At 40.8% G+C, this 13,128-nt stretch carries 9 protein-coding genes and 1 pseudogene; 2 read left to right on the top strand and 8 right to left on the bottom strand.

Translation table 11 applies throughout. The features are described 5' to 3' along the window. The first annotated feature begins 8 nt into the window (after positions 1-8). Positions 9-293, top strand: a complete 285-nt coding sequence (locus MSBRW_RS11975; protein ID WP_011307466.1) for a 50S ribosomal protein L37ae — start codon at positions 9-11, stop codon at positions 291-293. A gap of 20 nt (positions 294-313) precedes the next feature. Then, on the top strand, positions 314-451 hold the full coding sequence (locus MSBRW_RS21300) for a DNA-directed RNA polymerase subunit P (protein ID WP_011021777.1): 138 nt from the start codon (positions 314-316) through the stop codon (positions 449-451). 541 nt (positions 452-992) lie between these two features. On the opposite strand, the gene MSBRW_RS11970 is transcribed toward MSBRW_RS21300, so the two are convergent. From MSBRW_RS11970 to mtbC, 8 genes and pseudogenes are all read right to left on the bottom strand, one after another. After that, positions 993-1,466 carry a response regulator gene (locus MSBRW_RS11970; protein ID WP_011307467.1) on the bottom strand — a complete coding sequence of 158 codons (474 nt, stop codon included), beginning with the start codon at positions 1,464-1,466 and terminating at the stop codon, positions 993-995. Between the two features lie 799 nt (positions 1,467-2,265). Next, positions 2,266-2,679: a response regulator gene (locus MSBRW_RS11965; RefSeq protein ID WP_048136564.1), complete on the bottom strand. Its 414-nt coding sequence runs from the start codon at positions 2,677-2,679 to the stop codon at positions 2,266-2,268. A gap of 38 nt (positions 2,680-2,717) precedes the next feature. Further along, the gene (locus tag MSBRW_RS11960; RefSeq protein ID WP_048136563.1) at positions 2,718-5,309 is read right to left on the bottom strand and encodes a histidine kinase dimerization/phosphoacceptor domain -containing protein; all 2,592 of its coding nucleotides are present in this window, start codon (positions 5,307-5,309) and stop codon (positions 2,718-2,720) included. Between the two features lie 72 nt (positions 5,310-5,381). Beyond that, positions 5,382-6,167, bottom strand: a complete 786-nt coding sequence (locus tag MSBRW_RS11955) for a helix-turn-helix transcriptional regulator (RefSeq protein WP_048136562.1) — start codon at positions 6,165-6,167, stop codon at positions 5,382-5,384. A gap of 118 nt (positions 6,168-6,285) precedes the next feature. Then, a complete protein-coding gene (locus MSBRW_RS11950) occupies positions 6,286-6,825 on the bottom strand; it encodes a hypothetical protein (RefSeq protein WP_048136561.1) in 540 nt (179 codons plus the stop codon). 1,665 nt (positions 6,826-8,490) lie between these two features. Next, on the bottom strand, positions 8,491-9,933 hold the full coding sequence (locus MSBRW_RS11945; protein WP_048136560.1) for an APC family permease: 1,443 nt from the start codon (positions 9,931-9,933) through the stop codon (positions 8,491-8,493). Between the two features lie 242 nt (positions 9,934-10,175). Next, positions 10,176-11,579: pseudogene (gene mtbB / locus MSBRW_RS11940) on the bottom strand ([dimethylamine--corrinoid protein] Co-methyltransferase). Positions 11,580-11,638: 59 nt separating this feature from the next. After that, the gene (gene mtbC, locus MSBRW_RS11935) at positions 11,639-12,283 is read right to left on the bottom strand and encodes a dimethylamine corrinoid protein MtbC (RefSeq protein WP_048136559.1); all 645 of its coding nucleotides are present in this window, start codon (positions 12,281-12,283) and stop codon (positions 11,639-11,641) included. Positions 12,284-13,128: the final 845 nt, after the last annotated feature.

Raw genomic sequence — 13,128 nt, 5'->3', positions numbered from 1 at the left:
TTTTAACGATGGCAAAAAAGTTCACTAAGAAAGGAAGGATTTCCAGGTCAGCAGGCAGATTCGGTGCCAGATATGGACGAAAAGACAGAAAGCTTGTTGCAGACCTGGAAGAACGCATGCGAGCTCCGCACGTATGTACAAAATGTGCCAGGCCTACCGTGAAGAGAATCGGGACCGGCATCTGGAAATGCAGCAAGTGCGGACACACCTTCGCTGGCGGAACTTATATTCCATATACCAGTGTTGGTCAGACTCTGCTGCGTACTATGAAGAATGTCGCTGAGGCAAAGTAATATCTCAAGGTTGTGGTTGTATGGGTTATAAATGCACTCGATGTAAACAGAAAGTGGAAATCGATTACGAGTACACAGGCATAAGGTGTCCGTACTGCGGACACAGAATCCTGGTCAAAGAGCGTCCTACAACCATTAAACGCATTAAAGCCGAGTAAGGATGCTGGTTTAAACCTAGCTGACAAGCAGAAAAGTATTAGATAAAAAATGGGCTTCTGTGAATGTAAGCCCTCCTATCTAATAATTCAATGCGTAGAATTCAATGCGTAGGACACTGTTTTATTCAAAAATTATTTCGCTTTTTTAATTTCTTTTATTGCAGTTATATTATAGTATGCAGGTGACACGTTATTTTACTTAAACTTTCGATATCTTTCTTTTATATGGTCGTTCTAAAGTACTAAAATGAAATTGAAATTTACTCAGTGTTTAGCTTTTCTTAACCGTTTGCGTCGCCTGTTGTTGCATTATATATCGAACTCTTAAGTATTTCTGAATCTGCGAACTCATTTCAGGATGAAAAACATTAGATCTGTATAATATTAGATCTGTATAATATTAGATCTGTATAATATTAGATCTGTATAATATTAGATCTGTATAATATTAGATCTGTATAATATTAGATCTGTAAAAATAGATTACCCAATCTACCAAAATATATAACCTTACAAAAATATTGACACATTGCCTGAAAGTTTACTTTGAACCTTCGAGACCGGGTAAGTAACCTGAAGCAGAATTAAATTTTTCTGAATCGTTTTGAAGCTTTCGCGAGTTTTTTTTCACATCCGCATTCTCTAGCTCGCACCTTGAAAGAACGATGTTGATACTTTTTTCCAGATCTTTTTCATCGAAAGGTTTCAAAATACATCCAAACCCCATATTCCAGATCTGTTCGAGAAGCTTACGGTCCGAACAGGCCGTAAGGTAAACAACTGGAATACCGAACCGGGAAATTATCTCCTTTGATGCTTCTATGCCATTCAGGGTACCTTTTAACATAATATCCATAAGCACAAGGTCAGGTCGGGTGCTTTCGGCTTTGCTAATGGCCTCCTCACCGGATGAAGCTATACCCGTAACAGTACATCCCAGATTCTTCAGCATCATCCGTATTCCCATTGCAACAATCTGCTCGTCCTCAACAATCAGAATTCTTTCTTTTACCATTTACTGCTGCACCTTTATTCAGCCTCGGAGAGCTGGGTTTGAAACAGGTTTCCTACCTTTTTCAGGATTAAGTTCCTCCAATCTGTCAATGAAATTATAGGCCGGAACAGAAACACTCGAGCACATTCGATCTCTAAGTTATGAAAACAAATTCAAGAATTTCACTAACTATGATTTCACTAACTATGATTTCACTAACTATGATTTCACTAACTATGATTTCACTAACTATGATTTCACTAACTATGATTTCACTAACTGTTTGATTTCACTAACTGTTTGATTTCACTAACTGTTTGATTTCACTAACTACTTGATTTCAATAATTATTCACAAACCTGGGACTAAGGGCAAACTTCTCTATTGTTACCTGCATTGAACCCTATATAAATTAAGATATATAACCCACCCCATATGGCACTTACAAAAGAGCAGGAACTTTAAGCTGACACTGTCCATGGCAAAGGGGAAGAACTTTGTCCGGGTTCAAAGGATATTTTGATCCAATTAAAAATTTTAATTATACTGTCAGCAAAAATTGAATGAGAAATAAAGAAAAAGACAGCGAAGAATAAGAGAGCTCCTTTGCTTTTAAAGAAAAAGAAGTAAACTTTGGCAGTCCGGAAGATTTTCAGGATTTCTTAAATAACCTGAGAAAACAATTTTCTGCTAGATTGATACGAGTTTTTTCCTGAGCCATCTGACTTTCTTATCTCTTTGCTGTTGACCACTCAAGATGTTCTTCCATTCTGTTTCTTTTTCCTGGAATATCTTTCGTTCTGATCGTTCTCGTCTTGAATCATTCAGTTTTTTCTTTTTCCTTCCTGTGCCTGTGCAGTGCTATCTCAATGCTGCTGTACAGGTCTTTCTCATCAAAAGGTTTTACGATATAACCGAAAGGTTCAGTTTTCTTAGCCCTTTCAAGAATTATATTATCAGAATAAGCAGTCAGGTAAACAACCGGGACATCAAACCCTTCCCTGATTTTCCTTGCAGCTTCTACGCCGTCCATATCGCCTTTTAACATGATATCCATAAGCACGACATCAGGGAAAGTGCTTTCAGCCTTGCTAATAGCATCCTCTCCAGATGAGGCTACACCGGTAACTGTGTACCCCAAACTCTTTAACATTCTCTTTATTCCCATTGCAACGATATGCTCGTCTTCAACGACCAGAATTCTGCCTTCCGCCTTTTTTCTTTCTTCTGCCATTATTCTTCCTTCCACCACTATCACACATTATTTATAATTCATCTCCTGAAAAAACTAATCTCGAAACCAGTTCCCCTGCTTCGGTCAAGCCTAATATCCCCTTCAATCTGATCTACAAGCGTTGTTACCAGCTGTAGGCCCAGGGAAGTTGTGTTCCGGAAGTCCAGTTCCTCAGGGAATCCCTTGCCATCATCTCTAACTATAAGGGTTAACTTCTCCTCCTTGTTCTCTGTTGTGCCGTAGGGGCCAATCCGTTCATTATTCTGCGGCCTGCCTTTTGTACTGGGGTTATCAGGATTCTTTTTCTGCAAGGTAGAGTTATCTTTACATCTGTGTAACTCAATATAAATCTCTCCTTCTTTCTTTCCGGCAAAGGCATGTTTCAGGGAATTCGAGACCAGTTCATTGACAATTATTCCCAGGGGAACAGCAGTATCCATTCCCAGGAAAACTTTTTCGACATCCAGCTTCAAACTCACTTTCCTGCTGTCCAGAGAGTAAGACTGGAACAGGTAATCTACAAGGTTCTCAATATAATCCGCAAAGTCCACACTTACCATATCCTCGGACTGGTAAAGTTTTTCATGGACAAGAGCCATTGACTTGACCCTATTCTGGCTGTCCCTGAAAGCCTCAATCACATCCCTGTCCGTAAAATTACCGGACTCAAGATATAAAAGCATGGAAATCACCTGGAGATTATTCTTGATGCGATGATGGATTTCTTTTTTACGAATTTCTTCCATCTTGAGAAGCGCATTCTCGGCTTTTTTATGCTCGGTTATATCCATGATAATGCCCTGAAGATGGACTTCACCGTCTTCACTGTGCTGGATAACCGTCCTTTCGTCAACCCAGCGAATCTCCCCGGATTTTGTGAAAATCCGATATTCTGAGGTATAATTCGTACAGCCAGCTTCAACGTTCATCTTAAGTTCGGCAGCCATCTTTTCCAGGTCTTCTGGATGCACAATATCCCCGTAAAGAAGCCTGTTCGAGGTAAAATCCTCAACCTCATAACCCAGCCGGGTAATATTTTCTGAAACAAACTCTGCAGGCCACATGGGCTCATACCTCCATAAAAATACAATTACAGGACTTGTATTGATAACCCTTTCCAGATCTTCCTTAAGCTTGTTGGAACATTCAAGTTCTTTTGCATAGTCCATAAGGGCTTTTTGCGTTTCTATACGCTGGGTTGTAATCGTATCAAGAGCCTGGCGCGCCTCTTCAATCCCGTCCGTAAGTAGCTTAAAATCCCCTTTCCCGTGGATACTGATGGGCCGCTTAAAATCATTCTGCTGGAATGCGGTAAGGACTGCATTTGAATCACCAATAATACTATTCAATGTTTCGGAGAATTTATCAAGTGTATTCCCAAGTTCTCTGAACTCTCCCTGCACATCTAAATTGACCCTTTCTTTTAATTCTCCTTCTGCAAGAGCATTGGTCACTCTTATACTCTCTCTTACTGGAACAATTACAGCTTTAAGGATTTCATTCAGGCCCATAGGGATTTCCCTGAAGTCTCTCTCCACATCCGTATCTGCCCTGACATCAAGCTTTCCTTTAACTGCGTCCTGTGCGATACTCTTGAAATCCTGAACAATTTCATCTATCGGCTTTGTAATAGAACGGGCAATCATATAAGAAAGGGCAGCCATGAAGAGAATTGAAATCGCAGAAATAACCAGCAACTTGTTCCGAAGATCGACAACGCCTGCAAGCATTTCTTCTTTTGGAATTACAAGCACAAAAGCGAGATTACCGGTTCGCACAGGCTCGTAGAACATTACAACAGGTTTGCCTGTAGTAGAATCACTAACCTCAATATACCCTCCAGTTCCATTTTTTATGTCGTCTGCGGCTCTGGTTATTTCTTTTGACTTAAAGTCATAGAGGGTCTTTTTTCCGATCCACTCCTTGTGCGTAGGGTAAGAGAGCAGGATGCCTGTGTTACTTACCATGAAGGCATATCCCGTATCAAACGCCTTGACCTTACTTACTACTTCGTTCATATATTCCAGAGGGACATCCGCCCCCGCTATCCCTACGACCTTTCCGTCCTTGAAAATAGGAGAAACATGGCTAATCATGAATATGCCCTCATAAAAGTAGGGCTCTGTTAAGACGGGTTTTTCTTTGACTTTGGGTAGCTGGTAATAATCAGAAGAATCATATTGAAGAAGAGGCTCTACCGTGACATTACCTTCAATCTTGTTACAATAAGGAACGAACCTACCTGTTGAATCATACCCTGGAGCGTTAATGTATTCTGCATCCTTGCCATCAAAAGCATTTGGCTCGTATCCCACATAGACCCCAATAAGATTTGGATTTTTTTTAAGGACATTCTCGAGGATGCCAATGACTTCAGTCCTGTTGGAAGCCTCATAATTTTCCATTGTAAGGGCAACCGTATTTGCAATTGCGCTGTTAGCTTTCATATCGGCATCGAACTGGTTTGCATAACTGCTTGCCATTTCGATTGATTTCTGATAAGCCAGCTTTTCTTCCTGAGAAGTGACCGTACTGATGATTACAGCCGTAGAGACTGCAAGAACAAGAAAAACCCCGACAACGATATAGATAACTAGCTTTGATTTCAGGGAGAAATTTTTAAAACTCATAGTCAAAACTCCGGCCAGCTATGAAAGAGAGGTGAAAGACTTGCTTCTGTCCTGCCTGTAATCAGGCTTGCTTCAAATTTCGATTACTTCTTGAGACAATTCATTATAATACATAAAAAGCTCTTTTCCCCAGCGAAGAGCGCTTGCATCGAAACTCATTACTTTCCTGTGGTCATATTTTCCCTGCTTATCGAAAAGACAGATATACATGAATTTTTCAGTAACGGCAATTGTCGGAAGCTTCAGGTTTTCCTCGCAGACCTTGACGACTGTATTTTTGGAATCGAGAAGGGTTCCCAGTTCGTCTCGACAGTCATTTTTTAGCCTTTCAAGTACGGCTTTCGTAAGCACAATTTCCATTTCAGCTCCTCTTTTTGCAAGCTTGGAATAAAGCGATGAATAAAGAGGATGATAATAAGAAAGCGAACTCATGATGCATCTGGACTTTATAAGATTCTCAGTAAATTCTCGTGGAAGGTCAAACAGATGGTTAAGATCGGGTTCGATTACCATACACTCCCCCAGCTCTCCAAGCCGCATAAACTGCTCCTGGGGTATAACACTTGTATCCCGGCTTGCCCAGTATTCTCTGTTTTCCTCTAGGACTTCAAGTGTATTCAGGAGAGGAAGCATGTTTCCTACGACAAGTTTTCCAATCTCCGAGAGCATATAAGTGTTCTCTTCCTGGAGGACCAGTTCCTGTTTTTTAAGGATTTTAATCTGAGGCATCATCGCCTTTGAGGTCACATTGAGAGAGGTTTTTATTTGCTCAATGTCCCTGGGACCTTCCATAAGCAGAAGAAGGAGATTTTTTCTTTTTTCAGAAAGCCAGATAGTGTCACACAAAGATGAGCTCATTGTTACGTTATATTTATTGAAAGTACTTTTATTAAAAGATTATGTTACAAATGATATGTCTTTAAGGGAATCTCAAATTAGCTTTTAAAATCTCTAATCTAATTTGATACTCACTTCTTTAAAAGTATCTCCCAAACGAATTTTTGCTTTCAACTTTATTTTGCATTTCTGTCAATATCAGTAGTTGATATGCTATGAAACTCAATAGAGAGTAGAGTTTTCTACTCTGAGTTCTCACTCTTCTGATATCGAACTTTACTGTACCTTTAATATGTCCATGTATCTTTTCACATTCAGCTCTCTTTTTATACTGATTATCAAAAGTCTCATCTCTGATATTCTGGTTTCTCAGGTACATTCCTACCTGTTCTTTCCTTCCAATTTCATATAGAAATCTGAGTTTGTTTTCCATTGGTACATGAATATCTCCACCGAGTTTCCTGAAACACTTAACAACAAACAGTTTTATCATAGAAGAAACACTGTACTTAAAGTGCCAACGTTTGTTGGTGTAAAAAGTACGCTCGACGTGCTTTGCAATATCGTCAATGCAAAGAAAGTACAGGAATTGGCAAATTGAAGTACTTTCTCTGCTCAAATAATTATCGAAGGAGTCCTCGAAGAGGACTCCTTTGTATAACATACTGTTTTTTGACATGAGAAAGGTATATAAGGTATTGTTTGAAGTTGCCACTACCAAACAGAGACAAGTACTATCAGAGTTGGTGGAAAAAAGAATAAGTATTTAAGTCAAAATCTAATTTGAGAGCTTTTTTAATCTTGATTCTGAAAGAGGGTCTGAAAGAATTTCTGAGCTTTGATAAACTCGGTTGAAAATTTTAACGGCATTAAAAAATCACTTTACTTTAGAACCTGCATACAGCTCTTTCTTTTGCCCGAAACTTTTGCAAGAACAACGCGGATCGGGCTATATATTATTAAGCCATAGATAAATCACTTGCCAGTAAATAGGAACAAGTCCAACAAAAAATAATTGCCTGAAAGAACAATGAATACTTCTGAAAGGGCAGGTAATAAATTAAAAATGACACTAAAAACGGGACGAACGGCCGCGGAATAAACAAAAATGGCAAGAAAAAAGGATTAAGTGGCCGCTGAATAATCAAAAACGGTGAAATAAAAACGAAATAAGTGGTCACGGAATAACCAAAAATGGCAAGAAAAAACGGGATAAAATGACCGCTGAATAATCAAAAATGGTGAAATAAAAACGACGTTAAAAATGACTAAATGGCGCACGAAAAACGGATTAAAAGTAAAACACTAAAAAACGTTAGAAATATTAAAAAACGTTAGAAATATTAAAAAACGTTAGAAATATTAAAAAACGTTAGAAATTGTTATATCCTTTTGAGAAAGGAATTTAAGAGTACTGCTGGATTCATGCCGGATCTATGAAGAAATCTGGCTGAAACGCACGGCATCTCTAAAAAACTAAAAAAGAAAATTTCAGGCCTATAACTGGAATTTTCTTTACTCCAAACTCCAGCAAATGCATTAAAAATGTACCAGAAGCTGTGGTATGTGGGAATGCCATAGCTTCTGGATACCTCCGTAACTGAATTTTTCCCATTTCCTCTTTTTTATTTTTCCCATTTCCTCTTACTTATTTTTCCTCTTTCCTCTTTTTTATTTTTTCCATTTCCTCTTTTTCTTTGCCTCTAACGCAATTTTCAATAGTGTCTCATATTTGCTGTAAATTTGAAGTCAAGTTTTTGCGCACAACTACTTATTTCCGTGTCTTCCGTACTTTCAGTGGTTTTCAAAAAATTCATTCATGACACTTTGGAATCAATGTACTAGTGTCTAAGAAATTTAGTTATGAATCATTATGAATCATTATAATTGAGCCTATCCCATAACTCAAAACTGCTTCTCTAAATCTCGAATAGGGAGTGATCAATGGTTTTCAGATCACGGAAAATAGTTCTGAAACTTTTATCTATTTGAGGATAAAATTGGTTTTGGGATAGGCTCATTAAAAAAGGGACTACGGATGAGGTGTTGTCTATATATCAACGTATCATAACTAAGTTACCATGAAACTAGTTTCAAGGCTTTTATTTTGTGATAATAAAAAATAAGTATGAGGCTTCAGGATTAGTAAGGTTAGATATTTTCCATAATATTATCGTATATAGATTATGCATCCTGTAGCCACATATTTTCTGCAGACCTTTTTTGCACCCGAAACAGGACTCATGATTCGATGATATTTATCGGCTCACGAGTTTGACCGGTTTCCGGAAAAGGAAAACGGTGGAAATTTTCGTATCTACTTTTGTAATTTATCTTTGCGCCTTTATATCGTGGACTCGCCTGATAGGGAATTATCCTTCTCTAAAGTTGTCCTGTTCTCGTTCTGGGAATAATACCAGAGCGGAAGATAAAGGGCAAGAACCACGAAGCCAACTATCGTTGAAGTCCAGCCTAACTCAAGGCTGTTCAGGTATATTATTCCAATTAGACATAGAGGCAGGTTAAAAAACCCAAAGAAAAGGGCTACGTATCTCCAGCCGTTTGGGGCTTTGAACGGTCTTTCAAGTTTCGAGAACTTCGGGTCAATTTTTGCCTTAACATATGCGAGCAGACTTATCCCGTTGGCACAGACATAACCTATTGCTGAGGCTGCAACTATAGCTGCAGGAGTTCCCAGGCAGATGAAACCCATATTCAAGAGGGCAATGACAATCATTGCGTTGACTGGAGTTCCATGTGCATTCATTTTTCCAAAGAACCTTGGCAGATTTCCTTCTCCAGCCATGGAATACATAGCCCTTGAAGCTCCAAGGAAGGCAGTCTGGATAATGAGGACCATTGCCGCAATCAACATAAAGATAGTCAGAGATCCACCTATGGGGCCAAGGGTCATCTGGGCTATAGGTAGCATTGGAGAAACCGGTTCGGCTAGGATTCCTTCAATTCCTAGGGCTCCTGTACAGGCTGCCTGGACGAGAATGAAGGTCACAAGACAGATCGCACCGCAGATAAAGAGAGCTTTTGGAACATCTGATTTGGGCTGTTTATATTCAGGCCCGTAGATCGCTGCGGTTTCCCAGGCGCAGGCACTCCACTGGGCCATTGCAAAAAGCCCGAGCAAGATCAGGATATGATGGATATCCCAACTCCAGTCTGTGGGAAGCAAAGAGCCGGTAATATTGCTGATCTCAAAGTGCCCTGTTACGAAGGGTGCAAGGGCAATAATGATAAGGGGGGCAAGCGAAAGTATGGCAAGAATGTACCCAAGCGTTGCTCCACCCGATAGCCCACGATAATTAACCAGAATCAGAAGTATGAATACAACTGCGCCGGATGCCAGGTAAACAACAAGGTCAGGCACGCCTGCAAGTGCAGGGACCAGGCCTTTAAGATAGCTCCCGATAAGGATTGAGTAGATTGCAAGGACCGGATTCCAGGCAAACCAGTAACTCCAGGCACTGAAACCTCCAAGCAATTTGCTAAGGTCATACCGGTTGCTTGCGTTCCCCGTAAAAACACTCTGGGCATACCCCGGAAGCCCGGATGCTTTCGGGAACATTGTGGCAAGTTCTCCGTAGGCAAAATTTTGCATGAAACCCTGAAAGACCGATAGCGCCCAGATAATGATTGCAAAGGCCCAGACATAATTTGCAAAATAGCCTATGGACGGCAGGATCAGTACAGGAACCCCCAGAGCAATTGCAAGTCCCTGTTTCCAATCAATTGTTCGTTGGAGCCCTCCGTTTTCACTGTTTTCGTCGCTCATTTTAAAGCACACTCCTCTAATTACTATAGATATAAATTGACGATTCGCACAGCTCTTGCAGCACAAATCGACTCATAAAAGACTGCAAATGGAGAAAGTGGAAAATCCAAAAAATCAAGCCTTTCCCAGGATATTTTCAAGAAATATCACCAAGAAATATTTTCAAGAAATATCCTGAGAAAGATCTACAGGAGATCTGTATCCACTTTTTCGTATCTTCTTAGTTATTTCGGAGTTTTTCTTTACGCTATCTGCTTTCTGAAGAGATTGCAGGAATTAATCTTAATATCGAGCAACTTTTCGATGTTCATCTTTGCAGCAATACCTTTTGCAGCGCCTGGTACCGACGTTATAATACCAATATCGAGTTCTTCACGCAGCTCGCGCATAACGTGCTCGTCTACGAGGTCCATCTGGTCGACACCAAGTTTCTTTGCGACGTACTCTTTTGCTTCACCTATGCGCATATTCTTTGAGAACTCCATTCTTGCAACAAGGTCTCCTGCAGCTCTCATTCCTGTCATACCTGAAGCCATTATGTGTGCGATCGGCATACCCATTGGGTCGCCGACCCCGATCTATATGCCGTCTACGCCTGCAATTTCTACCATTGCTTTGCTTGCCCTTGTGACTGCATCAATAGGAGGCGTTTCAAGCATCGGTATTCCGCCCACACCCATTCCCATGTCAACGTGACAGGGTATTGGAGATGCTTCGACGGCTGCCTTCATGAAAGTAACTGCACGGGCAAGGTTCCAGGCTGAGGTTTTGCTGGTATTGGTGTTGCATACTGGTCCGAAAACATTTGCTCCGGCTTTTGCAACAAGTGGGGCCTGCTGGTGAGGCCAGAGTCCTGCAAGGGTTACGCCGTCATACTGAAGGTTTCCGTGCATACCAAGTACGCATTCCCCGGCCATTCCTGCTTCAATATACATATCAGGGAACTCTTTTCTGAGGGCTTCAATCGCATGGAGTGTACCATACATGTCACCGTCGCCTGCTGCACCGGTTGTGTCAAAGTTGACACCATCAGCACCAGAGGCAAAGAGTTTCTGCATTACCCAAACTGTGTCTCTTGTCAGGTGTTCTGCAGCGTGTTCCATTGATTCCCAGGCTTCTGGGATCTTGAAAGCCTTCATGAGGTCGCCGGGGTTCTCAAAGGGTCCATCCGGTGTATAGTAAAGCCCCATATTGGGCATTGCACCGTAAAACAGTGGAATAATCATGTTCTGCTGGCAGACTTCCATTGCCTGGCACTCGTTTGATACGACAGGTTTTACCGGCTTGAAACTGTAATCAATGTGCCCGAGTTCCATTGTGTCAGCACCGAAAGCCCTCTCATGCGTCATGCAGCCAACTAAACGGCTGGAAGGAATACCAACACCACTGTTTCCCTGGTCCCCATCAAGCCTGATAGTGCCGATATCGTGTGTTACAGGAACTTCCATACCATGTTCGACACTAACGGTCTTGCCAGGCATCATAAGGATCTCTGCAAGCTTCTCCATTTCATTGGCGTTCAGAGCAGGAATTTCACCAAAATCGGCAGCATTTGCAGTTCCGTCTTCGATCTCTGCAATTATCTTTTCTTTGGTAAGGTAGATACGTTTACCGTCTCCCATACGCAAAGCATATTCAGTTGCCATTTTTTCCTCCATAAAATCAACTTAGTTTAGACCGAACAGATTTTATTGATAATTGGGGTTCAGAGTAGCATTTCCTTTGCTTTTGCGACAGCTTCACTTGCGTTTTCAGCATAGCAATCTGCACCGATCTTGTCAGCCCAGGCCTGGGTTGCAGGGGCTCCGCCTACCATGACTTTTACTTTGTCCCTTAGCCCTTCTTCCTTGAGGAACTCAATTACATCTTTTTGCCCCTGAAGAGTTGTGGTCATAAGGGCGGAAATTCCAATCATATTGGCATCGACTTCTTTTGCCTTTTCGATGAAGTTCCTGACCGGAACATCACGGCCAATGTCGTAGACTTCAAAACCAGAAGACTGGAGCATAGTGGATACTATGGACTTGCCTATATCGTGGACGTCGCCTTCGACCGTACCGTTTACGATAACCCCTAGTTTCTTGCTCTCTGTCCCTGCAGGGAGCTCAGCTTCAAGAACTTTAACTCCTGATGTCATTGCATCAGCAGCCATCATCACATGGGGCAGGAAAAGTTTCCCCCTCTCAAAAAGAATTCCTACCTGGTTCATGCCTGCAGAAAGACCTTTGTCAATGATCTCAGCTGGTTCCATAACATCTTTTGCTTTATTAACAGCTGCGAGCACTGCATCTTTTTTACAGGAGATGACTGCATCAGAAAGCTCCTGAATAAGTTCATCTTTGGTTGCCATTTTTGCACCTCCATGAAATGCCAGAGATTCCCTTAGTGTTTGAAGAGAAAATGGAATCTAGCATTCTAATTGGATATTTATATATAAGTTCTGAATTATTTAGCCCAACCTGTAGAGTTTTTTCAAAATAGGTGGGAACTTGAGTACTGCTTGTGTATTTGAAAAGCCAGTGCGCCATGACACCACTGATGGACATAGCTCAAGTCATGAGATTTTTCAATGATATTGAAAATTTCAACGGCTTTTTTTCAATGGTTTTTTCAACTGTTTTTTCAACGATTTTTTTCAACTGTTTTTTGCAGAACTAAATTTCAAGTACTTTCAAGGACTGAAGTAAAAAGAAATTCAGAACTAAAACCTAAGTTTGATATCTATGTAAAGCCTGGACAGATAGATCAGTAAACCTGTCTTATTTTGTCATTGAATTTTCGCGGATCTATAATTCGTATGCTACCTCCTCTTCCGTCACATCTATTTCTCTGTTTATAAGAAATGAGGTTCGCTGATAATAGTCCATTTCGATGACGACGAAATGGAAGTCAGAGGCTTATTTCCCGGCTCAGGTTCATGAGCAAGGCTCGAAGAGGCAAGTGTTTGAGGAACATTATTGTTATCCCAGAATAGTAACTCATGAAAGGGGGTCGAACTCTTTAAATTTAAAAATTTATACGATTCGAATGCGGCGCTGTCTGACGTATTTCCAGATCTGGTTGCAAAGTACCCGAAAAAGTATCAGGGCCAGGACTTAAAAGACTATGGCTCTTCGCTATTTTGCGTGGATTAAAAATAATTGCTGAGTTTGAAAGTAGCCAAGTTAAAGAGAAAACATCAAGCTTGAATTTGGT

The organism is Methanosarcina barkeri str. Wiesmoor (assembly GCF_000969985.1).
Taxonomy (GTDB): Archaea; Halobacteriota; Methanosarcinia; order Methanosarcinales; family Methanosarcinaceae; genus Methanosarcina; species Methanosarcina barkeri_B.
Note: the sequence above shows the minus strand (reverse complement) of the source record. Positions and strands in the feature narration are given on the sequence as shown.

Coding starts and splice junctions, on each gene's coding strand:
- MSBRW_RS11975 (WP_011307466.1), top strand. CDS start 9: ATGGCAAAAAAGTTCACTAAGAAAGGAAGGATTTCCAGGTCAGCAGGC.
- MSBRW_RS21300 (WP_011021777.1), top strand. CDS start 314: ATGGGTTATAAATGCACTCGATGTAAACAGAAAGTGGAAATCGATTAC.
- MSBRW_RS11970 (WP_011307467.1), bottom strand. CDS start 1,466: ATGGTAAAAGAAAGAATTCTGATTGTTGAGGACGAGCAGATTGTTGCA.
- MSBRW_RS11965 (WP_048136564.1), bottom strand. CDS start 2,679: ATGGCAGAAGAAAGAAAAAAGGCGGAAGGCAGAATTCTGGTCGTTGAA.
- MSBRW_RS11960 (WP_048136563.1), bottom strand. CDS start 5,309: ATGAGTTTTAAAAATTTCTCCCTGAAATCAAAGCTAGTTATCTATATC.
- MSBRW_RS11955 (WP_048136562.1), bottom strand. CDS start 6,167: ATGAGCTCATCTTTGTGTGACACTATCTGGCTTTCTGAAAAAAGAAAA.
- MSBRW_RS11950 (WP_048136561.1), bottom strand. CDS start 6,825: ATGTCAAAAAACAGTATGTTATACAAAGGAGTCCTCTTCGAGGACTCC.
- MSBRW_RS11945 (WP_048136560.1), bottom strand. CDS start 9,933: ATGAGCGACGAAAACAGTGAAAACGGAGGGCTCCAACGAACAATTGAT.
- mtbC (WP_048136559.1), bottom strand. CDS start 12,283: ATGGCAACCAAAGATGAACTTATTCAGGAGCTTTCTGATGCAGTCATC.